The organism is Pseudomonas sp. CVAP#3, assembly GCF_018986375.1.
Taxonomy (GTDB): Bacteria; Pseudomonadota; Gammaproteobacteria; order Pseudomonadales; family Pseudomonadaceae; genus Aquipseudomonas; species Aquipseudomonas helvetica.
Map to the genome: position 1 here is coordinate 41,085 of NZ_JAHMSC010000013.1, position 23,323 is coordinate 64,407.

The window sequence follows — 23,323 nt, forward strand, 5'->3', positions numbered from 1 at the left end:
ATGAACACGTGAATCAGGTCGGATCGGAGTCTCTGCGTATTCCGCGAACCATTTGGGCCTTGGGCTTTGTCAGCCTGTTCATGGATGTTTCGTCCGAACTGGTGCACAGCCTGCTGCCGGTGTTTCTGGTCACGACCCTGGGCGCGAGCGCGCTGACAGTCGGGGTGATCGAAGGCATCGCCGAGGCGACGGCGATGATCGTCAAAGTCTTCTCGGGTGCGATCAGCGACTTTATCGGTCGACGCAAAGGCTTGCTGTTAGTGGGATACGGTATGGCCGCGTTGTCCAAACCGCTGTTCCCGCTGGCTCACTCGGTGGATGTGGTGTTCACCGCGCGCTTTCTCGATCGTATCGGCAAAGGCATTCGCGGCTCGCCGCGCGATGCCTTGGTGGCGGATGTCGCTCCTCTGGAAATTCGCGGTGCGTGTTTCGGTTTGCGCCAGTCGATGGACACTGTCGGCGCCTTTGTCGGCCCTGCGCTTGCCATCGTGCTGATGCTCTGGCTCGCCGATATCCAGCGGGTGCTCTGGTTTGCCGTGATCCCGGCGGTCATCGCAGTGGCGCTGATTGTCGCTGGCGTAAAAGAGCCTGAGCACGCTGTTGGCAAGCACACCTTTCGATCGCCCATTCATTGGCGAGTCCTTCACGACTTCTCGTCCGGGTACTGGTGGGTGGTTGTCGTGGGAGGGGTGTTTACGCTGGCGCGTTTCAGCGAAGCATTCCTGGTGTTGCGGGCGCAGCAGGCCGGTTTGTCAGCCACGTGGGTGCCGCTGGTGATGGTGGTTATGTCGGTGTTCTATGCGCTGTCCGCGTACCCGGCTGGTTGGTTGTCAGACCGCATCAGTCGCACGAAATTGCTGTGTCTCGGGATGGGGCTGCTGGTGTTGGCGGACCTGGTGCTCGCGCAAAGCCATTCGATCCTGACGATGATGTTGGGCGTAGCCCTGTGGGGGCTGCACATGGGATTCAGCCAAGGCATCCTCGCCACACTGGTGGCTGATACGGCCCCCGACGAACTGAAGGGCACGGCGTTCGGTATTTTCAATCTGCTCAGTGGCGTTTGCCTGTTGATTGCCAGTGTTCTCGCCGGCTGGCTGTGGCAAACCGTCGGGGCGCAAAGCACGTTCATCACCGGCGCGGTGTTGGCCGCGTTAGCCATGTTGTTGCTGATGCTGCGCCGGGCGGCTTAATGCCCGTGACTTCGGCCGACATGGGAATGCTCGGCTTCGCTCGCCGCCACGCCACCGCTGACCTCCAGCTGCTGCAAAATCCCGCACTGCTCGATATCCGGCCGTTCGCTGCAGCTTTGGCGCAGTTCCAGCAGCTGTGTCTGCAAGGCCAGCAAGCCGTCGATCCGCGCCTTGACGTGGTGGATGTGCTCGTCGATCAGCGCGTTGACGCTTTCGCATTGGTCCTGCGGGCTGTCGCGCAGGCTGAGCAGGCTGCGGATTTCTTCGAGGGTCATGTCGAGGGTGCGGCAGTTACGGATGAAGGTCAGGCGCTCGGTGTGGGCCTGGGTGTACACGCGGTAATTGCCTTCACTGCGGGCCGGTTCCGGCAACAGGCCTTCACGCTCGTAATAACGGATGGTTTCGACCTGGCAGTCGGTCAGTTTCGCCAGTTCGCCGATCTTCATTGCGTCGATCTCCAAAAGGTTGCTTGACCCTATAGTGGCTACAGGGTGTTCACTTGGCAACAGGCACCTTTTCGGACGCGACCTTATGAGCGATTCCCAGCACACCCACAAACCCCACGCTGATCACGATCACGATCACGATCACGATCACGATCACGATCACGATCACGATCACGATCACAGCCACGGGCAAAAACTTCAGCCGGTTCAGAAACACGATCACGCAAGTGGTGGCGGCTCTTGCTGTTCCAGTGCGGCGGCGCCTTCATTGATCAAACTCAGTGAAACACCGACCGATGGCGCGCGCCTGAGCCGTTTTCGCATCGACGCCATGGACTGCCCGACCGAGCAGACGCTGATCCAGAACAAACTCGGCAAGCTTGCGGGTGTGCAGCAACTGGAATTCAACCTGATCAACCGCGTACTCGGCGTGACTCACGACCTGCCGAGCACCGCGCCGATCATCGACGCCATCAAGTCCATCGGCATGTTGGCCGAACCCATTGAGCAGGGTTCGGATGCTCAAGCCAGCCCGGCGCCGGTGAAAAAGCCCTGGTGGCCGTTGGCAGTATCGGGTGTCGGTGCCTTGGCGGCCGAAGTGATTCACTTCACCAGCGCCGCGCCGACCTGGGTGGTGGCGATCGTTGCGCTGATCTCGATCCTCAGCGGCGGTTTGGGCACCTATAAAAAGGGCTGGATCGCTCTGAAGAACCTCAACCTGAACATCAACGCGCTGATGAGTATCGCGGTGACCGGTGCAGTGTTGATCGGCCAGTGGCCAGAAGCGGCGATGGTGATGTTCCTGTTCACCGTGGCCGAGCTGATCGAAGCCAAATCCCTGGACCGCGCGCGCAATGCAATCAGCGGGCTGATGCAGATGACTCCCGAGCGAGCCACCGTGCAACAGGCCGATGGAACTTGGCTGGAGCAGGAAGTTAAAAGCATCGAGTTGGGGGCGCGAGTGCGGGTTCGTCCCGGCGAACGCATAGGCCTGGACGGCGAAGTGCTGTCCGGCAGCTCGACCATCGATCAGGCGCCGATCACTGGTGAAAGCCTGCCCGTCGAGAAAACCGTCGGCGACAAAGTCTTCGCCGGGACCATCAACCAGGCCGGTTCTCTGGAATTCAAAGTGACCGCCGCTGCCAACAACTCGACCCTGGCGCGGATCATCCATGCCGTGGAAGCAGCGCAAGGCGCACGGGCGCCGACCCAACGGTTCGTCGACCGCTTCTCGAAAATCTACACGCCGGTGGTGTTTATCTTCGCCTTGGCCGTGGCGCTCATTCCGCCACTGTTCATGGGCGCGGCCTGGTTCGACTGGATCTACCGTGCACTGGTGCTACTGGTGGTCGCGTGCCCCTGCGCGCTGGTGATTTCTACCCCGGTGACCATCGTCAGCGGTCTGGCAGCGGCGGCCCGTAAAGGCATCCTGATCAAGGGCGGCGTGTACCTGGAGGGTGGTCACGAACTGGATTACCTGGCGCTGGACAAGACCGGCACAATCACCCATGGCAAACCGGTGCAGACCGATTATCTGTCCCTGGACCCGACAGTCGAAGACACCGCGCAGATTCTGGCCGCCAGCCTCGCCGGACGTTCCGATCACCCGGTATCGCTGGCCATCGCCAATGCGGCTGTGGATAAGCAGCTGACGCTGCTCGCTGTGGATAACTTCGAAGCGCTGACCGGTCGGGGCGTGCGCGGAGAGATAAATGGTCAGGTTTACCACTTGGGCAATCACCGCCTGGTGGAAGAGCTGGGCCTGTGCTCACCGGCGCTGGAAGAGAAACTGTTTGCCCTCGAAGAACAGGGCAAGACCGTGGTGTTGTTGCTCGACACCTCGGGTCCGTTGGCACTGTTCGCGGTGGCCGATACGGTCAAGGCCTCCAGCCGCGAAGCTATCCGGCAGCTGCATGAACTGGGCATCAAGACGTTGATGCTGACCGGCGACAACCCGCACACCGCTCGAGCAATTGCCGCCCAGGTGGGTATTGATGAGGCGCGAGGTGACCTGCTGCCAACCGACAAGCTCAAGGCTATCGAAGGCTTGTACGCTAAGGGGCATCGAGTCGGGATGGTCGGCGATGGCATCAACGATGCACCGGCATTGGCTCGCGCGCAGATCGGTTTTGCGATGGCCGCGGCCGGTACTGATACCGCGATTGAAACCGCCGATGTCGCCCTGATGGATGATGATCTGCGCAAGATTCCGGCATTTATCCGGCTGTCGCGGCAAACTTCGAATATCCTCACGCAAAACATCGCCCTGGCGTTGATCATCAAGGCGATCTTTCTTGGGGTAACCTTCGTGGGTCTCGCCACCATGTGGATGGCGGTGTTTGCCGACATGGGCGTGGCCTTGTTGGTGGTGTTCAACGGTCTGCGCCTGTTGCGCAAATAATCGATGCGGGGGTTAAGTGCTGAGTGCCGAGCTGAAGGCTTTTTACATGGTCGCGCGATTGGGCAGCATTACCCTCGCGGCGAAAAAGCTCGGCCTGAGCCAACCCACGGTGACCACCCAGATTCGTCATCTGGAAAGTCAGTACTCGGTTGAATTGTTCTATCGCGGTGGTCGTCGGCTGACGGTCAGCGAGGATGGCGCGCGGTTACTGCCGATGGTCAAAACGCTGTTGCAGCAGGAAGCCGATATCGAGTTTTTCCTGCGTAACAGTGGCCAGGTTCAAGGCGCGTTGCGTATCGCTGCCACTGCGCCGTATTACATTCTCGATCTGGTGAAAACCTTCCGCGAGCGCCTGCCGCAGGTGGAAGTCTCGGTGGAAATCGGCAACTCCCAACAGGTGCTCGAGTCCCTTGAGGAATACCGGGTCGACATCGCTGCGTCATCGCAATTGCTCGAAGACTCGCGGTTGATCCGCCGCGTGCTGGGCAGCGATCCGCTGGTGTTGGCGGTGCACCGCAACCATCCGCTGGCGGTGCATGATCATGTTCCACTGAGTGCGCTGGTCGGGCACACCCTGTTGATGCGTGAAGCCGGCTCGACCACCCGTCGTCTGACTGAAGCGTTGCTGGCAACCGCAGGAGTGAGTTTCGGCCCGTTGCTGGAGATCGGCAGCCGAGAGTCGATCCGTGAAGCGGTGCTGCGCAACATCGGCATCAGCATCATCGCCCGCCAGGAAGTACCCCATGACCCGCAACTGCGGGTGTTGACGATCGAAAACGCGCCGCAGATCCCTGAATACCTGTACTGCCTCAAAGAACGCAAAGGCGCACGCCTGCCGGCGGCGTTTCTCGGCCTGGCGCAGGAAATGGCCCCGGCCTGAGATGATCGTTCCCACCCTGTGGCGAGGGAGCTTGCTCCCGCTCGGCTGCGCAGCAGTCGTAAACCCAGAGAATGCGTTTTACCTGACAGTGCTCTGCTCTGATTTTGGGACCGCTGCGCGGTCCAGCGGGAGCAAGCTCCCTCGCCACAATGTGCCCGTCGGTAGATCCTGAAGTCTCGAACAACCCAAATCCCCGAATACCACTATCGGCCGTTTTTGCCTCGCTGCCACAGGACGGACGCATTACCCACCTAGGATGGCCTTCATCTGCTTGATGAGGTCCGTCCATGAACCACCCGAACGCAACTGCCCAGGTCTTCCCCGGCGCGCCGATGAAGGTGCGCGGTATCGAGAAACGCTTCGGTGCCTTCACCGCGCTGGATAACGTTTCGCTGGATGTCGCCGCAGGTGAACTGGTGTGCCTGCTCGGGCCTTCCGGTTGTGGCAAAACCACTTTGCTACGCTGCATCGCCGGCCTTGAGCGCCAGGATCGCGGCGAGTTGTTCCTCGGTGATCGGAACGTTTCCCTACTGGCACCGCAGGCTAGGGACTACGGCATTCTGTTCCAGTCCTACGCGCTGTTCCCCAACCTCACCGTCGAAGCCAACATTGCCTACGGCTTGGCCGGCAGTGGTCGCGAAGAAGTGCGCAAGCGCGTCGTGCAAATGCTCGAACTGGTGGGCCTGATTGGCAGTGAAAAGAAGTACCCCGGCCAATTGTCCGGCGGTCAGCAACAACGCGTGGCGCTGGCCCGAGCCCTGGCGCCGGCGCCGTCATTGTTGCTGCTGGACGAACCGATGTCGGCCCTCGACGCCCGGGTTCGCGAGCATCTGTGCACCGAGTTGCGTCAATTGCAGCGCAACCTCGGCATCACCACCTTGATGGTCACCCACAACCAGGACGAGGCCATGCTGATGGCCGACCGCATTGCCGTGATGAACAACGGCAAGGTCGAGCAGTACGCTACGCCGCAGGAAATCTATAATCGCCCGGCCACGCCGTTTGTTGCCGAGTTCGTCGGGCAGGGCAACTGGCTGCCGTTCCAGCGCAACAGCGACAGCCACGCGCAAGTCGGTGGGATGAATGTGCGGCTGGCCGACAACTCCGGCAAAGCTGCGTCGGGCCGGCTGTTCTGTCGCCCGGAAGCGATCAACGTCAACCCGCCAGTGCACGAGGAAAACCTGTTCCCGGCCAAGGTCCGCGAGATCACCTTTCTCGGCAATCGCTGCCGGATGAGCTTTGAACTCAATCAACTGCCGGGTCATGCGCTGCTGGCCGAGCTGGCGCCTGAAGCCATGCCACGCCTCGGCGCGCAGGACATCATGGTCGCCTTGCCGCCGCGCAGTTTGCAGGTGTTTGCCTGATGAGCACGCCGATCACCCTGCCGATACCGCACAAGCAGGTTCGGCAGACTTCCCGTGCCGAAATAGGCGACCGGGTATTCGTGGTGGGTGGCAAAGTCTTGCTGCTGTGCCTGCTCAGCGTCGCGGTGTTGATGCCGTTGCTGGCGATCTTCTGGCGCGGCTTCAGCAGCGACGCCGGGCAGGGCGGTGGTCTGCTTGCCGCCCGCGAACTGCTGACCAGCGCCAACTTTCACTGGTTGCTGGGCAACAGCCTGAAAGTTTCCCTCAGCGTGGCGGCCATTGTCGTACCGCTGGCCTACCTGTTTGCCTACGCGCTGCAACGCACACTGATTCCCGGCAAGGCGATCTGGCGTGGCATGTCGCTGCTGCCATTGATGGCGCCGTCGATGTTGCCCGGCATTGCACTCGTGTACCTGTTCGGCAACCAGGGCCTGTTGCGCGGGCTGCTGCCTGAGAATATCTACGGTTTCTGGGGCATTGTCCTCGGCGAAGTGATTTACACCTTTCCCCACGCCTTGATGATCCTGCTCTCGGCGTTGTCCCTGGCCGATGCGCGTTTGTTCGATGCCGCGTCGAGCATGGGCGCCAGTCCGGCCAAGGCGTTCCGTAGCATTACCTGGCCAGCGACCCGGCAAGCGGTGTTCGCCGCGTTCTGCCTGGTGTTCACCCTGACCATCACCGATTTTGGTGTGCCGGTGGTGGTCGGTGGCGATTATCAGGTGCTGGCGCTGGAAGCCTACAAAGCCGTGGTCGGCCAGCAGCAATTCGGTCGCGGTGCGCTGATCGGCATGGTGTTGCTGCTGCCGGCACTGTTCAGCTTCGGCGTCGACGCGTGGTTGCGTCGTCGTCACGGCGACACCATGAGCGGGCGGGCGCAAGTCTTCCAACCGGCACCGTCGCGGCTGCGGGACGGTTGCTACCTGACCATCGTGTTGCTGATCTGCGCCGCGCTGCTGCTGGTGTTCGGCATGGCGGTGTACTCGTCGCTGGTGAAGTTCTGGCCGTACAACCTGTCGCTGTCGCTCAATCACTACCAGTTTGGCGACACCGCTGGTGGTGGCTGGCTGGCCTACGGCAACAGCGTGAAGATGGCCTTGTGCACGGCGTTGATCGGCAGCGGTTTGATTTTTACCGGCGCCTATCTGATGGAGAAAACCCGCGGCCAGCGCGGCTTGAACCTGGCGCTGCGGATGCTCAGCTTCGTGCCGATGGCGGTGCCGGGGTTGGTGCTGGGCCTGGGCTACGTGTTCTTCTTCAACCTGAGCGGCAACCCGCTGCATGTGTTCTACGGGACCATGACCCTGCTGGTGGTGTGCACCATTGCGCACTATCTGACCACCGCGCAAATGACCGCCACCACCGCGCTGCGTCAGCTCGACGCCGAATTCGAAGCCGCTGCGCTGTCGCTCAAGGCGCCGCTGTACCGCCACTACCTGCGCGTCACCGTGCCGATCTGCCTGCCGGCGCTGCTGGACATCGTGCGCTACCTGTTCGTCTCGGCGATGACCACGGTGTCGGCAGCGATTTTCCTCTACAGCCCCGACACCATCCTTGCGGCGGTGGCAGTGCTGAACATGGACGACGCCGGCAACGTCGGCGGCGCAGCGGCTATGTCGACCCTGATTCTGTTCACCTCGGCGGGCGTTTCCCTGCTCCTGGCCTGGGCGTCGCGCGGCTTGCTGCGCCGCTCCCAAGCCTGGCGGCAAACCACGCCCGGCAACTGATTTCCAATCCCGCAAACCTGAACTCAACTGCCGGTAAACAAAAGGAAAAAGACATGTTCAAGCCTATGGCCCTGGCCGCTGCTGTCCTCACTGCTTTCAGCCTGAACGCCTTCGCGGCGAAAACCGAGTTGACGGTCTACACCGCCCTCGAAGCCGAACAACTGAAGACCTACAAAGAAGCATTCGAAAAGGCTAATCCTGACGTCGAGATCAAGTGGGTGCGCGATTCCACCGGGATCATCACCGCCAAACTGCTGGCCGAAAAAGCCCGCCCGCAGGCTGACGTCGTCTGGGGCCTGGCGGCGTCCAGCCTGGCGATTCTCGATCAGCAAGGCATGCTGCAAAGCTACGCACCGAAGGACCTCGGCAAGATCGGCGGCAACTACCGCGACGCCGCCAATCCGCCAGCCTGGGTCGGCATGGACGTGTGGGCGGCAACCATTTGCTTCAACACCGTCGAAGCCGAGAAACAGGGCCTGAGCAAACCGGTGAGCTGGCAGGACCTGACCAAGCCTGAATACAAAGGCAAGATCGTCATGCCGAACCCGGCCTCGTCCGGCACCGGTTTCCTCGATGTCAGCGCCTGGCTACAAACCTTTGGCGAGCAGCAGGGCTGGCAGTACATGGACGCACTGCACCAGAACATCGGCCAGTACGTTCACTCCGGTTCCAAGCCGTGCAAGCTGGCGGCTGCCGGCGAATTCCCGATTGGTATCTCGTTTGAATACCCGGCGGTGCAGTTGAAGCGCCAGGGCGCGCCGCTGGATATTGTCTTGCCGAAAGAAGGCCTGGGCTGGGAAATCGAAGCCACCGCTGTGATCAAAGGCACACCGCATGAAGACGCGGCGAAGAAACTCGCCGACTTCTCCGCCAGCCCCGCGGCGATGGAGCTGTACAAGGAAAACTTCGCGGTACTCGCCCAGCCTGGCATCGCCAAGCCGCAGACCGAACTGCCGGCTGACTACGAACAACGCCTGATCAAGAACGACTTCGCCTGGGCCTCGAAAAACCGCGACGAGATCCTCAGCGAGTGGCGCAAACGCTATGACGGCAAATCCGAGAAGGTGGTTGCCAAGTAGCTGACGCCCCCCCTGTGGCGAGCGGGCTTGCCCGCGCTGGGCTGCGAAGCGGCCCCAAACCCGCCCAACGCGTTTTTTTCAGACGGAATGCGTGATCCGGGTTTGCGACTGCTGCGCAGTCGAACGGGGGCAAGCCCCCTCGCCACAGGGGATCGCTTCCGTTCGCACGAAATGTTCAGGAAATGAAACATGACTCACCACAGCGACATGCTGATCGTCGGTGCCGGCATTCTCGGCCTTTCCCACGCCTATGCCGCGGCCAGGCGCGGGCTCAAGGTCAAGGTCTTCGAGCGCAGCGCCACGCCTTTGGGGGCCTCGGTGCGCAACTTTGGCCAGGCGCTGGTCACCGGCCAGCCGCCGGGGCAGATGCTCGAACTGGCCAGGGCCAGCCGCGAAATCTGGGGCCAATGGGCGCAACGGGCAGGCTTGCAGCTCAAGCGCAACGGCTCGTATCTGTTTGCTCGCACCGAAGCTGAAGAACAACTGCTGGAAGCCTTCTGCGCCGGCCGCGCGATCGAACACGGTTACCGCGTCGAGCTGTTGCGCGGCGCCGCATTGGGCGATGTGTACGGTGGCCAGTTTCGTCATCACCGCGCGGCGTTGCACGGCCTGGATGACCAGCAACTGTATTCGCGCGAAGCGATTCCAGCGTTGATCGACTACCTGCGCCGCGACCTCGGCGTGGAGTTTCACTTTTCCACCCTGGTGCGCGACATCGAACCCGGTCGTGTGCACAGCACCGCCGGCAGCTTCACGGGAGAGCAGATCATCGTCTGCTCCGGCCACGATTATCAGACCCTGCTGGCCGAGCCGATTGCTGCACTCAAACCGCAGATCTGCCGTCTGCAAATGCTCCGCGCGCGACCGCAAATCAACCTAAATCTGCAACATGCGCTGCTCACCGGTTTGAGCTGCGTGCATTACGGCGCCTTTGCCGATTTGCCGGAAGCTGCGCCAGTGCAGGCGCAGATTCTGCGTGAGGCGCCGCACTTGCACGAACACGGTATTCACTTGCTGATCAGCCCAACGCCGCACGGTGAGCTGATCATTGGCGACTCCCACGACTACGGCAGCGACCCTTCACCGTTCAACGCGGAACAGGTCGATAACTGGCTGATCGAGTTGGCCGAGCAAACCCTGGGCTGCAAGGTGCAGGTGGTCGAGCGGTGGCAGGGCGTCTATGGCGCTCTTGGAGCGTTGCCGTTTTCGTTCCTGCAGGCTGCACCGGGCGTGCATGCCGCGTTGATGCACACGGGCGTCGGCATGAGCGTCGGGCCGGCGATGGCTGAACATAACGTCAGGACCTTGCTGGGAGAACACTGATGGGCTGCAACGAACGGGTGGTTGCTGAAGTATTCGGCTGGTACGAGCGCTTCGGTGACAGCGACTACATCGGCGAGCCGGTGTCGCAGATCGAGCACATGTCCCAGGCCGCCGAACTGGCCATGGCCGAAGGCTTCGACGATGAAGTGGTGCTGGCCGCGTTCTTCCACGACATCGGGCATCTGTGCGCCGAGAACGCTCAGAGCATGGACGGCTTTGGCGTGGTCAGCCATGAATGCCTCGGCGCCGATTACTTGCGTCGGTTGGGCTTTGGCGAACGTATGGCGCGGCTGGTGGAATACCACGTTCAGGCCAAGCGTTACCTGACGTTCAAAGAGCCGGGCTATTACGAACGCTTGAGCGAGGCCAGTCGGCGCACGCTGGAATATCAGGGCGGGATAATGACGGCTGAAGAGGCACAGGCGTTTGAGCGCGATCCGTTGTGTGCGATCAGCCTGCGGATGCGCCAGTGGGACGAGCAGGCGAAAGAGCTGTGGGTGCCGGTGATTGATCTTGAGGTCTTGAAGGCGAAAGCCTACAGGTTATTGCGTAGCACCGGCGTTGTGGCGCTCGACGTCCGTTGAGCTATCTCACGACCAATAGCGAAACGAGGCATGGACCGCCTTGCTGCAAGGATTTAGGTTGGTCGTTTGAGAAGGGAGCGCATGGATGCGTTACGTAAAAGTGATTGCTTGGGACAGTAGCGAAAGGGGAGCGGTGGACGCCGTTCACTTTCAATTTTATGCGGATGCAGTGGTGTATCGGGAGGAGACAATCCGTGACACAGGGACTGATTCTCTGCCCCTTCGCAAGTTCGCCCAGGCTTTTTTAAAGCTCGGCTGGCACAAGACGAATGAGGCAGAGCGCTACCTGCACATCCTCGCTGATAACCGCACGGGTGACGGTACGCCTGAGTCGGTGTGGATGTACTTTCGTGAAGGGGCGATAACGGTCTACAAAGCCGTTGCACGTGACCTTGATAACGACGGGATTCTGGAGTTGATCTTGAGTTCGGACGTGAATAATGACGGGCGGGCAGACAGGAAGGACCGGGGTCTTGTCAGGTTATTGGCCAAGGAGTTTTTGAAGTTTGGCTGGAATGATCGTTCCCACGCTCCCGCGTGGGAATGCCTCAAGGGACGCTCTGCGTCCAGTGACGCGAAGCGTCACGGCTGCATTCCTTTGCGGCACGTGGAAACGGTCATTCCAGCACTTTGCCCGCCAACACCTCTACCTGCTCCTGGCGTTCCGCCTGGCTCAACCGTGCATGAGAATTGAGCGAAGACCACTGCGGATGGGCCCGCGCCTTGGTCAGCGCCTCCGGCAGTTTGCCTTCGCGCCAGCTCTTGTCCTGCGGTGTGGCGACCTGGATGCTGTCCATCGCCGCGTGTCCGCGCAGGTTCATGGCTTGCACCAGTTGCCGCTGACGCAACGCCAACAAACGCAGCACGCTGTCGTCAACGGTCAGCTCACGCTGGCCTTTGATTTTGCCCAGCAAGCGGCTGCCGTAACCGCGCGCCGTTTGCAGGGCGCCGCCGGCAATCGCCCCAGCCAGCGCCGCCGCGCCGAGGGTCAGGCCACCTACCAGCAAATCCACGCCGGCACCGGCCGCCGCGCCAGCGGCGATCCCGCCGCCGACGCGTACGCCCAATTGCTTGAGGGTTTCAGGGTTGAACAAATCATCGCCCCAGCGACCATCCAGCAGCGGCAAATCGCTGGCGGCGGCGTCCTGTGAGCGGAAGGCGTACAGCTTGAGCAGCGCCTCGACGCAGCGTTGTTCACGTTGGCGAACGGCTTTGCGCAGTTCGCTGATGGCCTGCTGTTCCTGTGCGGCATCACTGACCACGCTGCGTCGGCAGGCGGCGCAATCGATCAGCAGTTCGGCGATCAAACGTGCCGCGCTTTGCTGGCGGGCTGCGCGTTGGGCCTGTTGGTCGATGATCAATCGCTCAAGCTGAGCGCGTGCGCTTTCCATCAGCAGCGCGAGACTTTCATAGAGCCGGCGCTCGCCATCTTCGGGCGGCGCCACGCTGTCGAAACGCACCAGCGCATGCAGCCCCAAACGGGCCAGGGCGTCGCGCCAATCCGGCTCGCGGTGGTTGGCGCTGCTGACGAAATTCAGCACTGGCAGCAGCGGTTTTCCGCAACTGGCCAGCACTTCCAGTTCATCGCGGTACTTGGCCAACACCGGCTCGCGGGCGTCGATCACATAGAGGCCAGCGTCGGACGCCAGCAGTTGCCGCAGTACTTTGGCTTCCTGTTCGAAACGTTGACGCGCCTCGCTGCCGTCGAGGAAACGCGCCAGCCGCGCCGGACCGTCGAGGCGTTCACCGGGGCGTTCCAGCCGCTCCAGGTAATCGAGCAGGGCGATAGCGTCTTCCAGCCCTGGCGTGTCGTAAAGCTCAAGCAAGGCCTCGCCGTCCACTGACAACCGAGCGCCCTCGACATGCCGGGTGGTGCTCGGACGATGGGAGACTTCGCCGAAACCGACGTCGCGGGTCAGGGTGCGCAGCAATGAGGTTTTACCGACGTTGGTGTGGCCGACCACGGCGAGCTTCAGCGGCGTCTTTTTTGATTCAGTCATGACCCGACTCCAGCCAGTTCATCGGCGCGCAGTCAGCGAACGGCAACGCCAACTGTTGCAGCGCGGTGTGCCAGTCGCCGAGGCGTTCGGCGTCGAGTGCCTGACCGGGCGGCGCTTGCAGCAGCCAGATCCGTGTCGCGCTGGCGCTGCGGGCGAGTTCGGCGATCAACGCCAGGCTGCCGCGATCCGGCGAGCGCCGAGGGTCGCAGGCAATGGCCAGGCGTTCCGGCGGGAAACGGGTCAGCTGTTCCAGCAACTTTTGTCGGGACTCGCGGCTGTCGAGGATGCCTGCGTTCTTGACGTTCTTCGGCAGTTGCGGCGGCCATGGGCGCTGGTCGTCGAGTTCGATGGCCACCAGCAACGCACCGTCGCTGTCCAGCGCGCTGGCGCCGCCTTCGACCTGATGCAGGCGCTCGGGTGCGACATCATTGACGCCGAGGCGTTCGCTGCTCGGCATCAGTTGTTCACGCAACGGCGCGTAGCCGGGCAGGTTCAGGTCCAGATGCAATGCCGCACGCCCGGTTGTCCAGCGCCACAGGCAGAACAGCGCGAGCAGCAAGCGCGGCAATACGCCGTACACCAGCAACACGCCCACCAGCCATGCGGCCCAGGCTTGCCGGGCGCTTTCGATATTCAGTGCGGTGTCGCCGCTGGCGCGGATCATCTCCACGGTCGGCACGCTGAAGCCGAGCAGTGCCGGAAGAGCGCCAAGCGCCTGGGTCATGACCACGAACGTGTCGCCGCTGAGAATCGTGGTTTCCCAGACGAAACCGTAGCGCCGAGTGGCCATCAGCGTCAGCAGAATCGCCAGCGCACTGAGCATCGCCAGCAGCCACAAGCCGTTGACCAGCACGCCGAGTACCCAGCGATTGAGTTTCTGCCGTTGCAGCAACAGCAGCAGGGCCGGCGCCAGTTGCGCGGCTTTGGCGTCACGGGCGAGTTTTTCGCTGAGCCACAACCACAAACGCCCGAGGGTGGCGCCGTAATCGCCAGCGAATATCAGGCCCGAGGCCCAGCTCAGCAGCAGAATCAGGTTCAGCCCCAGCAGGCTGCCGAGGGCCCAGAACACGTTGACCGGTGTCTGGCCGTCGCTCAGCGCGGCGAACGCCAGGCCGGCGCCGCTGACGATTGCCAGTACGGCCAGTACGATCAGCGCCAGTCGCGCGCCTTGCAGCCAATGGTGCAAAGCGCTGGTCAAGCCATCGCGCTCGGCGAGCCACAAGGCGCGGGCCTTGATGCGGGTCGGCAGGTCGCCGCCCGCGCTGCGGGCCAGACGGTTGGCTTCCTGGTCTTCCAGTGGGCCTGCGTGTTCCTCACGCAGGCGGATGGTTTCGGTCAGCCAAAGTGTTTGCAGTGTGGTCAGTTCAGTCACGCGGCATCCCGTCGCTCAAATGAACGCTGAGCATAACCGCTGTGGCGCTTATCGGGGTAAGCGAGGCTCTGGTATCCTCGCCGGCATGAAAAAAACTCTCCCCCTCAGCCTGATCGCAGCCCTCGGTGAAAACCGTGTGATCGGCGTCGACAACAGCATGCCCTGGCACTTGCCGGGGGATTTCAAGTACTTCAAGGCCACCACGCTGGGCAAGCCGATCATCATGGGTCGTAAGACCTGGGATTCGCTCGGTCGCCCGTTGCCCGGCCGGTTGAACATCGTGGTCAGTCGTCAGACCGACCTGCAACTTGAAGGCGCGGAAGTCTATCCGTCGCTGGAAGCAGCGGTGGTTCGGGCGCAGGAATGGGCGCTGGAGCAGGGCGTCGATGAGTTGATGCTGATTGGCGGCGCGCAGTTGTATGCGCAAGGCCTGGCACAGGCCGATCGGCTGTACCTGACTCGCGTGGCGCTAAGCCCTGAGGGTGATGCGTGGTTTCCGGAGTTTGATCTGGAACAGTGGAAGCTGGTGTCGAATGTCCCGAATCCGGCTGAGGGTGATAAACCAGCCTATAGCTTCGAGGTTTGGGAGCGAGCCTAAAAGCATGAGATCGTTCCCACGCTCCCGCGTGGGAATGCAGCCCGTGACGCTCTGCGTCACTGGACGCGGAGCGTCCTTAGAGGCATTCCCACGCAGAGCGTGGGAACGATCAGTGCGGTTTACGCCTGAGCCAGTTCCTCATGCTCATCCGCATCCAGCAGTTCTTTGTCGGTCTGCTGCATGATCTGGCTGGCAATCGCACCGGCAGTCATCGAACCACTGACGTTCAAGGCGGTACGGCCCATGTCGATCAGCGGTTCAACCGAGATCAGCAGCGCCACCAGTGACACCGGCAAGCCCATGGCCGGCAGTACGATCAGCGCGGCGAAGGTTGCGCCACCGCCGACACCGGCAACGCCTGCCGAACTCAAGGTCACAATCGCTACCAAGGTCGCGATCCACAGCGGATCGAGCGGGTTGATGCCCACGGTCGGTGCAACCATGACCGCCAACATCGCAGGGTAAAGACCGGCACAGCCGTTCTGGCCGATGGTCGCGCCGAACGAGGCGGCGAAGCTGGCGATGGATTGAGGAATGCCCAGGCGACGGGTTTGTGCTTCGATGCTCAGCGGAATGCTCGCGGCGCTGGAGCGGCTGGTGAAGGCGAAGGTCAGCACCGGCCAGACTTTGCGGAAGAAGCGCAGCGGGTTGATCCCGGCCAGTGACACCAACAGGCCGTGAACCACGAACATCAGGCCCAGGCCGATATAGGACACCACCACGAAACTGCCGAGCTTGATGATGTCCTGCAGGTTGGAACCGGCAACCACTTTGGTCATCAGCGCCAATACGCCGTACGGGGTCAGCTTCATCACCAGACGCACCAGACGCATCACCCAGGCTTGCAGGGTGTCGATGGCGTTGAGCACTTTCTGACCTTTTTCGACGTCATCCTTGAGCAGTTGCAGCGCCGCGACCCCGAGGAATGCGGCGAAGATCACCACGCTGATGATCGAAGTCGGCTTGGCCCGGGCCAGATCGGCGAACGGGTTCTGCGGGATGAAGGACAACAGCAACTGCGGGACATTCAGGTCAGCGACCTTGCCCGCGTAGTCGGTTTGAATGGTTTGCAGGCGAGCCATTTCCTGGGTGCCGGCCACCAGACCTTCTGCGGTCAGGCCGAACAGGTTGGTCAGGCCAATGCCGATCAGCGCCGCAATGGCGGTGGTGAACAGCAGGGTGCCGATGGTCAGGAAGCTGATCTTGCCCAGCGACGATGCGTTGTGCAGACGAGCCACGGCGCTGAGGATCGAGGCGAACACCAGCGGAATCACGATCATTTGCAGCAACTGCACATAACCGTTGCCGACCAGATCGAACCAGCCGATCGAGGCCTTCAGCACCGGGCTGCCGGCACCGTAAACAGTGTGCAGGGCAACACCGAACACCACGCCCAGCACCAGCGCAACCAGGACTTTTTTCGCCAGGCTCCAGGTGGTGTGACGGGTTTGCGCCAGGCCGAACAGCAAGGCGAGGAACACCAGCAGATTGAGGATCAGCGGCAGATTCATTGAGGCTCCAAAAAGACTTGTGCCAATCGCGTTCCGGGGCGATTGCGAACCGGAAAGCCTAACAGCTTGATATCTAATGAATTAATATCTAAAACGCATGGTTACTGTGGTTTTTGGAATAAGCCGATGGCGCTGTGGCGAAACCGGCCAGGCTGACCGGAGGATATTCAGTAAAATTGGGTTTTGTTCATTCGTAATAGTGTTTCAACTTGTGACGGCTAAAGGCGTTCTGCCATACTCGCGGCCGTTTGCGTCCCGGCCTGTTTTTCAGTGCCGGGCTTGGATTTCTGCTGTACGTAATGGACTACGCTGTGAGCTATCTCTCGATTGAATTCGGCTTGTGTTTCATCCTTTTTTTCCTCGTTTACTGGTCTGTGTGCTGGAGTACGCGTCTACAGAACGTACTGTTGCTGGCCGCCAGTTACGCGATCCTCGCCAGTTTCAGTCTGGACTTCCTCTACATCCTGCTGGGCTACACCGCACTGGTGTACCTGCTCGGGTTGCTGAGTGAACGTTTTCCGGGGCGCTCATTCGTCAGCGGGTTGATGTTGTTACTGGTGCTCGGCTGCTTTTACCTGTTCAAGTACCAGGACTTCTTTACCAGTACGGTGCAAAGCGCCTTCGCTCAGCTTGGGCTTGAAGTCTCGCTGCCGCTGCTGGAAGTGTTGCTGCCGGTCGGACTGTCGTTTTACACCTTTCACTCGGTCAGCTACCTGGTGTCGATCAACCGTGGCGAGCTAAAACCAGGTTCGCCTTTTGACCTGGCGTTGTACCTGGCGTTTTTCCCGAGCCTGATCGCCGGTCCCGTGAACCGGGCCACCGACATGCTGCCGCAGATTCGCCCAACGCAAGCCCGGCAGGTGCTGGAACCGCAACGGGCGTTGGGGCTGATTGCGCTGGCGGTGGTCAAGCTGTTCTTCCTCAGTTCCTGGCTGGCCAACGAATGGGTCGACCCGGTGTTCGAGTCGTCCGTCAGCTTTTCGGCCGAGCAGATCTTGCGCAGCGTTTACGGTTATTCGTTCCTGATTTACTTCAACTTCAGCGGCTACACCGACCTGGTGACGGGTATTGCCTTGTTGCTGGGTTTCCGTTTGCCGCTGAACTTCAACTTCCCGTACACCGCGCGTAACCTCAAGGAATTCTGGGGGCGCTGGCACATCAGTCTGTCGACGTTTATCCGTGACTACGTGTACATCCCGCTCGGTGGCAATCGCCGTGGGGTCTGGCGCGGCAATCTGAACATGCTGCTGGCCATGCTGATTTCCGGGCTGTGGCACGGCGCCAGTGTGAATTTCATCATCTGGGGTGCACTGCATGGCGTGGGACTGGCGCTGTACAAACTCTTCAGCCACTGGCTGCCGGAGCGTCCGACCTGGCTGGGGGCCGATCTGCTGGCGCGGTTGTTGACCTTCCACTATGTGGCTTTTGCCTGGATCTTCTTCCGTTGTGCATCCCTTGGCGATGCCATCGAGATGCTCGGCGGTCTGGGCGGGATGTCGCGGGCGGGGCTGGTCAGCAATGGTCTTTCATTGTTGGGCTGCCTGCTGTTCGTGGCGATCTATCCACAGATTGTGGCGCTGACGCGTCGGTTGTTCGACGCCACTGTCCGGTTGCCATGGCTGCTGTATCCAGTGCCGTTGGGGCTGTTTATTTGCGTGGTTATCTTTGCTTCTCCATCGGGCGTACCGGGGTTTATCTATGCCAGTTTCTAACGCATCGCCACTGTCCACGAACCTGAGCGGCGCACTCAAAGTGCTGTATGCGATCCTCGTCATCAGCGCGCTGCTGTTTTGGTTCAACCAGGACTCGATTCGTCTGTACTGTCAGCAGAAGTATCACGATGGCTGCGAGATTCCCGGCCTGGCGCAGAATCCGCAGTGGCGTTTCGGGGCTCAGTTGAACCAGACGCTGGCGGATGCGCGGTCAGGTTTCATCGCCCGGCTTGAGGGCCTGGATGACGTCAAACTGATCGATCAGGCTCAAGCTGCAGTAAATGAAGAGGAACCGCTTGGCGAGACGCTCGCGCCATTGCCGACACTCGAACAGGCAGCGAAATCGGTAGAAGCTCCGCCCCAGGTCGTGACTGATCCCGCGGTGAAGCCTGCGCCGCCCGTTGACGGCGCGCCGGTCACTCCGCTGATGGCGACGCTGGCGCTCGGTGACGAGGTGCTTTTTGTCGGTGACTCGCTGATGCAAGGGGTCGCCCCGCATATGGCGAACACCCTGCTCAAGCGTTACAAGGTCAAGAGCATCAACCTGAGCCGGCAGAGTACCGGGCTGGCCTACCCGAGCTTCTTCAACTGGCCGAAGACCATCGAAAGCACCTTGCAGGGCCACCCGAAGATTCGCCTGATGGTGATGTTCCTCGGCCCCAACGATCCCTGGGACATGCCCGAAGGCAAGCACAAACCATTCTTGCGCTTCAAGACCCCCGAATGGGAAGTGGCCTATCGTCAGCGTATCGACTCCATTCTCGACTCTGCCCGCGCGCACCGGGTACAGGTGATCTGGGTCGGCCCGCCGAACATGGAGAAGGCCAAGCTGTCGACGGCCATGGCCTACCTGAACGGGCTCTACAAAAGCCAGCTTGCGGCCTACCATCAGCACTTTGTGTCGGCCAACGAGATTCTGGGCTATCAAACCGATGAGTTCTCCTATTACCTGACGGTCGACGGTAGCCGGAAGGTCAAGACCCGGGTCGATGACGGCATCCATTTCACGCCGACCGGGCAAAGGCTGATCGCCGAACGCGTGTTGTCGCTGATCAACTTTCCCAGCCAACAATTGACGGAGCACTGATATGCGGCGACTGCACGGCATTGCGCTGTTGTTGAGCATTACTCTGCTGAGCAGTTGCAGCCCCACGACCGAGGTCCAGGCCACACCGGCGTCTGCGCCGAAAAAACCTGGCTACACCTCGAAGAACGTCGTGCCGGTGGGGGGCGGCGATCCGAACCTGGTGGCACTGGCGCGCAAGTTCAATACGGCGGATCGCACGCCGATCACCATTGTGCAGTTGGGCGACTCCCACACGGCGGCCGATCTGTTCAGTGGTGAGGTGCGGCGGTTGTTGCAGGCCCAGTACGGTGATGGCGGGATAGGGTTTGTCGCCGCAACGCCTGTGCCCGGCACGCGCTATGAACGCGTCATCCTCACCGCCGCCAATCGTCAGTGGTCGCTGGTCTCGGCGCGTAATCAACAAAGTACTCAGTTCCCACTGGGCGGTTACTTGTCGTTACCGATGACCCCGGGGGCCAAGGTGCAGATCGCCGAGCGCGAAGGCAGTCTCCAGCAGTACCGGATTTCAGCGCTCTATCAGGCGACTGCCAACAGCAGCCTCAAGGCCCAGACCAATCTCACTCAGGCCAGTCGCATGCTTGCGGCCACGGGCGGGCAGTGGCGCTTCAGCCCGCCGTTCAACAACGTGACGCTGCCAGTGGAAATGAGTGTCACCCATACTGAGGGACTGGCCCTGGGTGGCTGGAATATCCTCGGGCAGAAGAGCTCCGGGGTGATTTATTCGGCGCTGGGCATCAACGGTGCCCGGCTGGACGTGCTGGACAAGTGGCAGGCCGATTGGCCGGACACCCTCAAGGCGTTGCGCCCGGACATGGTCATCCTGGCCTACGGCACCAACGAGGCCTTCGACGACGACCTGGATCTGGATAAATACCGGAGCCAGTTGCAGGACAAAATCACCCTGTTGCGTAAAACCTTGCCCAAGGCCGTGATTCTGCTGGTCGGTGCGCCGGACTCCATCAAGCACCGTGGCGCGAGTGCCTGCGCTTCCGCGCAGCCGCAGCCCTTGCGACAGGTCATCCAGATCCAGAAAGCCGTGGCGCAGCGCAATCGCGCGCTGTTCTGGGACTGGCAGGCCTTCATGGGCGGCGATTGCTCCATCAGCCAGTGGCAGGCCAATGAGCTGGCCCGCAATGATCTGGTGCACCTGACCGCGGATGGTTATCGCAAGAGCGCCGAGGGACTGTATCGCTTCCTGCGGGGGCAGTTGGGCGAGCGCATGCCGTGAGCCTTGCTGAGGCTGCACAGCTTTAGGCGCCCACAGGGTCTTCTGAAACGCAAAAAAATGCCCCGCACTTGGCGGGGCATTTTTGTGTTCAACGGTTAAGCATTACAGCCCGTCGAGCATCGCTTTGTTACGTACAGCGCCCTTGTCGGCGCTGGTCGCCAGCAAGGCGTAGGCTTTCAGTGCGGTGGTCACCTTACGTGGACGCACTTCAACCGGTTTCCAGCCTTTCTTGTCTTGCTCTACGCGGCGCGCAGCCAGTTCTTCGTCGCTAACCAACAGGTTGATCGAGCGGTTCGGAATGTCGATCAACACCTTGTCGCCGTCCCGTACCAGCCCGATTGCACCGCCAGCAGCGGCCTCTGGCGAAGCGTGGCCGATGGACAGACCCGAAGTGCCGCCGGAGAAACGACCGTCGGTGAGCAAGGCGCAGGCTTTGCCCAGGCCTTTGGATTTCAGGTAGGACGTCGGGTAGAGCATTTCCTGCATGCCCGGACCGCCTTTCGGACCTTCGTAGCGAATGATAACGATATCGCCTTCTTTCACTTCATCAGCAAGGATGCCGCGCACGGCGCTGTCCTGGCTTTCGAAGATCTTCGCGTTGCCTTCGAAGACGTGGATCGACTCGTCGACACCGGCGGTTTTCACTACGCAGCCGTCGAGGGCTATGTTGCCGTACAGCACGGCCAGGCCGCCTTCTTGCGAGTAGGCGTGTTCGACACTGCGGATGCAGCCGTTTTCACGGTCGTCGTCGAGGGTTTCCCAACGGGTCGACTGGCTGAACGCGGTTTGGGTCGGGATACCCGCAGGCCCGGCCTTGAAGAAGTGGTGCACCGCTTCGTCAGTGGTTTGGGTAATGTCCCACTTGGCGATAGCGTCGGCCATGGTCTTGCTGTGCACGGTCGGCAGGTCGGTGTGCAGCAAGCCGCCACGGGCCAGGGAACCGAGGATGCTGAAGATCCCGCCGGCGCGGTGCACGTCTTCCATGTGGTATTTCTGGATGTTTGGCGCGACTTTGCACAGTTGCGGAACGTGGCGGGAAAGACGGTCGATGTCGCGCAGGTCGAAATCGATCTCGGCTTCCTGGGCGGCGGCCAGCAGGTGCAGGATGGTGTTGGTCGAACCGCCCATGGCGATGTCCAGCGTCATGGCGTTTTCGAACGCCTTGAAGTTGGCGATGTTGCGTGGCAACACCGACTCATCGTTCTCGCCGTAGTAGCGTTTGCACAGTTCGACGATGGTGCGGCCGGCTTGCAGGAACAGTTGTTCACGGTCGCTGTGGGTGGCCAGTGTCGAACCGTTACCCGGCAGTGCCAGGCCGAGGGCTTCGGTCAGGCAGTTCATCGAGTTGGCGGTGAACATGCCGGAGCACGAACCGCAGGTCGGGCAGGCGCTGCGCTCGTACTCGGCGACTTTCTCGTCAGAGGCGCTGGAGTCGGCGGCGATGACCATGGCGTCGACCAGGTCGAGGCCGTGGCTGGCGAGTTTGGTCTTGCCGGCTTCCATCGGGCCGCCGGAGACGAAGATCACCGGGATGTTCAGGCGCAGGGCGGCCATCAGCATGCCAGGGGTGATCTTGTCGCAGTTGGAGATGCACACGATGGCGTCGGCGCAGTGGGCGTTGACCATGTACTCGACGGAGTCGGCGATGATCTCGCGGCTCGGCAGCGAATACAGCATGCCGTCATGACCCATGGCGATGCCGTCATCGACCGCGATGGTGTTGAATTCCTTGGCGACGCCGCCAGCACGTTCGATCTCGCGGGCGACCAGTTGGCCGAGGTCCTTGAGGTGGACGTGGCCCGGTACGAATTGGGTGAACGAGTTGGCAATGGCGATGATCGGCTTTTTGAAGTCGTCATCTTTCATCCCCGTAGCGCGCCACAGTGCGCGGGCGCCGGCCATGTTGCGGCCATGGGTGGATGTTTTCGAGCGGTAATCAGGCATGGAGCACTCCGGGCGGCTAAGCAGGTATCAAAAGGGGAGTGAGCTTCTATTGACCTTGGGAACACTCAGAAATGGCCGTGTGTCCGAAAGTTGCCACTCGCGTCGCGGGATCGCCGCTTGCTTGGGCCTCGAGCTCATAAACCCGCCGGGGGATGACTGGCGATGAATCATTCGATTCTACACCGCTGGCGTCAGGAAGGAACGTTGTAGCCGCTCGCGGCGTGCGATTGCCTGCTGCCGGGCGACGGGGTGCTGAGGTAGACTGCGCGCCCTTCGATCACTCTCCAATGGAACTGGAATGTCTGCACTGCTTCGAACCTTGAGGTTTTACCTGGTCGTGGGGCTGGTCCAGGGCCTGCTGCTGATGAGCGTTGTGCTCTCCAATCGTTTGTCTGGGGCAATGGCCGAGATCTGCGCGGGCCTGCTGATGGGCGGCACTCTGTTGCAACTGCTGCCTGAGCGTCGAGGCCAATGGCGCACCTGGTTGGCGTCCGCTGCCCTGGCTTTGGTGGTGGCGGGTCTGGTCCTGGCCTGTCGCGGGCTGCCGTTGACCTTGGTGGTACTGGGCAGTGTGGTGGCGGGGTTGACGCTGCTGACCGTGCTCAGCGCGGCTGCGTTGCCGGGGCTCGCCCACTTTTGGCGACGCTTTTTCGATTCTGCGCTGTGGGTGGCGTTGGCCTTGCCATTGCCCTGGATCGCCCAGGCCCTGTTAAAAGTCTGGACCACCTACCATGACCCGCTCAAGGGCGGTTGGGATGCCCTGGTGTTTTTTGCCGGACCGACCCTGGCGTTCTCCCTCGGCCTGTTTCTGATCGGCCTGTGCCTGGCGACTCTGCTGCGCCGTAACACCATGACGACGGTCTGCTAGTGCTGCCCGACC

The 23,323-nt window shown here is 61.4% G+C and carries 20 protein-coding genes; 14 read left to right on the forward strand and 6 right to left on the reverse strand.

The window, feature by feature from the left end:
* The first annotated feature begins 8 nt into the window (after positions 1-8).
* Complete coding sequence (locus KRR23_RS20505; RefSeq protein WP_216743988.1) at positions 9-1,190, forward strand: MFS transporter; 1,182 nt, start codon at positions 9-11, stop codon at positions 1,188-1,190.
* On the opposite strand, the gene cadR is transcribed toward KRR23_RS20505, so the two are convergent.
* On the reverse strand, positions 1,187-1,636 hold the full coding sequence (gene cadR / locus KRR23_RS20510; protein WP_054594507.1) for a Cd(II)/Pb(II)-responsive transcriptional regulator: 450 nt from the start codon (positions 1,634-1,636) through the stop codon (positions 1,187-1,189). The genes KRR23_RS20505 and cadR overlap by 4 nt on opposite strands.
* Before the next feature lie 49 nt (positions 1,637-1,685).
* Complete coding sequence (locus KRR23_RS29185; RefSeq protein WP_253912203.1) at positions 1,686-1,859, reverse strand: hypothetical protein; 174 nt, start codon at positions 1,857-1,859, stop codon at positions 1,686-1,688.
* Positions 1,860-1,904: 45 nt separating this feature from the next.
* Between KRR23_RS29185 and KRR23_RS20515 the strand changes: the two genes are divergently transcribed.
* From KRR23_RS20515 to KRR23_RS20550, 8 genes are all read left to right on the forward strand, one after another.
* Positions 1,905-4,037, forward strand: a complete 2,133-nt coding sequence (locus KRR23_RS20515; protein ID WP_253912193.1) for a heavy metal translocating P-type ATPase — start codon at positions 1,905-1,907, stop codon at positions 4,035-4,037.
* A 16-nt stretch (positions 4,038-4,053) separates the two neighbouring features.
* Positions 4,054-4,917, forward strand: coding sequence for a LysR family transcriptional regulator (locus KRR23_RS20520; protein ID WP_216743990.1), 864 nt, complete (start codon positions 4,054-4,056; stop codon positions 4,915-4,917).
* A gap of 287 nt (positions 4,918-5,204) precedes the next feature.
* Positions 5,205-6,281 (forward strand): putative 2-aminoethylphosphonate ABC transporter ATP-binding protein, encoded by a 1,077-nt coding sequence (locus KRR23_RS20525; protein WP_216743991.1) that lies wholly within the window; start codon positions 5,205-5,207, stop codon positions 6,279-6,281.
* Complete coding sequence (locus KRR23_RS20530; protein WP_216743992.1) at positions 6,281-8,005, forward strand: putative 2-aminoethylphosphonate ABC transporter permease subunit; 1,725 nt, start codon at positions 6,281-6,283, stop codon at positions 8,003-8,005. The genes KRR23_RS20525 and KRR23_RS20530 overlap by 1 nt, the downstream gene beginning before the upstream one ends.
* A 53-nt stretch (positions 8,006-8,058) precedes the next feature.
* Entirely contained in the window at positions 8,059-9,084 is a 1,026-nt protein-coding gene (locus tag KRR23_RS20535; RefSeq protein WP_216743993.1) for a putative 2-aminoethylphosphonate ABC transporter substrate-binding protein, read from the forward strand.
* A gap of 189 nt (positions 9,085-9,273) precedes the next feature.
* Entirely contained in the window at positions 9,274-10,407 is a 1,134-nt protein-coding gene (locus KRR23_RS20540) for a TIGR03364 family FAD-dependent oxidoreductase (RefSeq protein WP_216743994.1), read from the forward strand.
* Positions 10,407-10,991, forward strand: coding sequence for a phosphonate degradation HD-domain oxygenase (locus KRR23_RS20545; RefSeq protein WP_216743995.1), 585 nt, complete (start codon positions 10,407-10,409; stop codon positions 10,989-10,991). Before KRR23_RS20540 ends, KRR23_RS20545 begins: the two co-directional genes overlap by 1 nt.
* Before the next feature lie 85 nt (positions 10,992-11,076).
* Positions 11,077-11,685, forward strand: coding sequence for a hypothetical protein (locus tag KRR23_RS20550; protein ID WP_216743996.1), 609 nt, complete (start codon positions 11,077-11,079; stop codon positions 11,683-11,685).
* Here KRR23_RS20550 and KRR23_RS20555 read toward each other — a convergent pair.
* Both KRR23_RS20555 and KRR23_RS20560 read right to left on the reverse strand, forming a co-directional pair.
* On the reverse strand, positions 11,609-12,991 hold the full coding sequence (locus tag KRR23_RS20555; RefSeq protein WP_216743997.1) for a GTPase/DUF3482 domain-containing protein: 1,383 nt from the start codon (positions 12,989-12,991) through the stop codon (positions 11,609-11,611). The genes KRR23_RS20550 and KRR23_RS20555 overlap by 77 nt on opposite strands.
* Positions 12,984-14,363: a DUF2868 domain-containing protein gene (locus KRR23_RS20560; RefSeq protein ID WP_216743998.1), complete on the reverse strand. Its 1,380-nt coding sequence runs from the start codon at positions 14,361-14,363 to the stop codon at positions 12,984-12,986. The genes KRR23_RS20555 and KRR23_RS20560 overlap by 8 nt, the downstream gene beginning before the upstream one ends.
* A gap of 85 nt (positions 14,364-14,448) precedes the next feature.
* Between KRR23_RS20560 and KRR23_RS20565 the strand changes: the two genes are divergently transcribed.
* Positions 14,449-14,961: a dihydrofolate reductase gene (locus KRR23_RS20565; protein ID WP_216743999.1), complete on the forward strand. Its 513-nt coding sequence runs from the start codon at positions 14,449-14,451 to the stop codon at positions 14,959-14,961.
* Between the two features lie 119 nt (positions 14,962-15,080).
* Here the strand turns inward: KRR23_RS20565 and KRR23_RS20570 are convergent, their stop codons facing one another.
* Positions 15,081-16,472: an L-cystine transporter gene (locus tag KRR23_RS20570; protein WP_216744000.1), complete on the reverse strand. Its 1,392-nt coding sequence runs from the start codon at positions 16,470-16,472 to the stop codon at positions 15,081-15,083.
* Positions 16,473-16,783: 311 nt separating this feature from the next.
* Between KRR23_RS20570 and KRR23_RS20575 the strand changes: the two genes are divergently transcribed.
* From KRR23_RS20575 to KRR23_RS20585, 3 genes are read left to right on the forward strand one after another with little or no spacing between them, the layout of a single operon-like run.
* A complete protein-coding gene (locus KRR23_RS20575) occupies positions 16,784-18,184 on the forward strand; it encodes an MBOAT family protein (RefSeq protein WP_367880661.1) in 1,401 nt (466 codons plus the stop codon).
* Positions 18,171-19,271: an SGNH family hydrolase gene (locus KRR23_RS20580; RefSeq protein ID WP_216744002.1), complete on the forward strand. Its 1,101-nt coding sequence runs from the start codon at positions 18,171-18,173 to the stop codon at positions 19,269-19,271. Before KRR23_RS20575 ends, KRR23_RS20580 begins: the two co-directional genes overlap by 14 nt.
* A gap of 1 nt (position 19,272) precedes the next feature.
* Positions 19,273-20,499 carry an SGNH/GDSL hydrolase family protein gene (locus tag KRR23_RS20585; protein ID WP_216744003.1) on the forward strand — a complete coding sequence of 409 codons (1,227 nt, stop codon included), beginning with the start codon at positions 19,273-19,275 and terminating at the stop codon, positions 20,497-20,499.
* A 102-nt stretch (positions 20,500-20,601) separates the two neighbouring features.
* Here KRR23_RS20585 and ilvD read toward each other — a convergent pair whose 3' ends face one another.
* Complete coding sequence (ilvD, locus tag KRR23_RS20590; RefSeq protein ID WP_216744004.1) at positions 20,602-22,443, reverse strand: dihydroxy-acid dehydratase; 1,842 nt, start codon at positions 22,441-22,443, stop codon at positions 20,602-20,604.
* Between the two features lie 298 nt (positions 22,444-22,741).
* On the opposite strand from ilvD, the gene KRR23_RS20595 reads away from it, so the two are divergent.
* Positions 22,742-23,311, forward strand: coding sequence for a hypothetical protein (locus KRR23_RS20595; RefSeq protein ID WP_216744005.1), 570 nt, complete (start codon positions 22,742-22,744; stop codon positions 23,309-23,311).
* Positions 23,312-23,323: the final 12 nt, after the last annotated feature.

Coding starts and splice junctions, on each gene's coding strand:
- KRR23_RS20525 (WP_216743991.1), top strand. CDS start 5,205: ATGAACCACCCGAACGCAACTGCCCAGGTCTTCCCCGGCGCGCCGATG.
- cadR (WP_054594507.1), bottom strand. CDS start 1,636: ATGAAGATCGGCGAACTGGCGAAACTGACCGACTGCCAGGTCGAAACC.
- KRR23_RS20565 (WP_216743999.1), top strand. CDS start 14,449: ATGAAAAAAACTCTCCCCCTCAGCCTGATCGCAGCCCTCGGTGAAAAC.
- KRR23_RS20545 (WP_216743995.1), top strand. CDS start 10,407: ATGGGCTGCAACGAACGGGTGGTTGCTGAAGTATTCGGCTGGTACGAG.
- KRR23_RS20570 (WP_216744000.1), bottom strand. CDS start 16,472: ATGAATCTGCCGCTGATCCTCAATCTGCTGGTGTTCCTCGCCTTGCTG.
- KRR23_RS20540 (WP_216743994.1), top strand. CDS start 9,274: ATGACTCACCACAGCGACATGCTGATCGTCGGTGCCGGCATTCTCGGC.
- KRR23_RS20580 (WP_216744002.1), top strand. CDS start 18,171: ATGCCAGTTTCTAACGCATCGCCACTGTCCACGAACCTGAGCGGCGCA.
- KRR23_RS20585 (WP_216744003.1), top strand. CDS start 19,273: ATGCGGCGACTGCACGGCATTGCGCTGTTGTTGAGCATTACTCTGCTG.
- KRR23_RS20550 (WP_216743996.1), top strand. CDS start 11,077: ATGCGTTACGTAAAAGTGATTGCTTGGGACAGTAGCGAAAGGGGAGCG.
- ilvD (WP_216744004.1), bottom strand. CDS start 22,443: ATGCCTGATTACCGCTCGAAAACATCCACCCATGGCCGCAACATGGCC.
- KRR23_RS20535 (WP_216743993.1), top strand. CDS start 8,059: ATGTTCAAGCCTATGGCCCTGGCCGCTGCTGTCCTCACTGCTTTCAGC.
- KRR23_RS20555 (WP_216743997.1), bottom strand. CDS start 12,991: ATGACTGAATCAAAAAAGACGCCGCTGAAGCTCGCCGTGGTCGGCCAC.
- KRR23_RS20530 (WP_216743992.1), top strand. CDS start 6,281: ATGAGCACGCCGATCACCCTGCCGATACCGCACAAGCAGGTTCGGCAG.
- KRR23_RS20595 (WP_216744005.1), top strand. CDS start 22,742: ATGTCTGCACTGCTTCGAACCTTGAGGTTTTACCTGGTCGTGGGGCTG.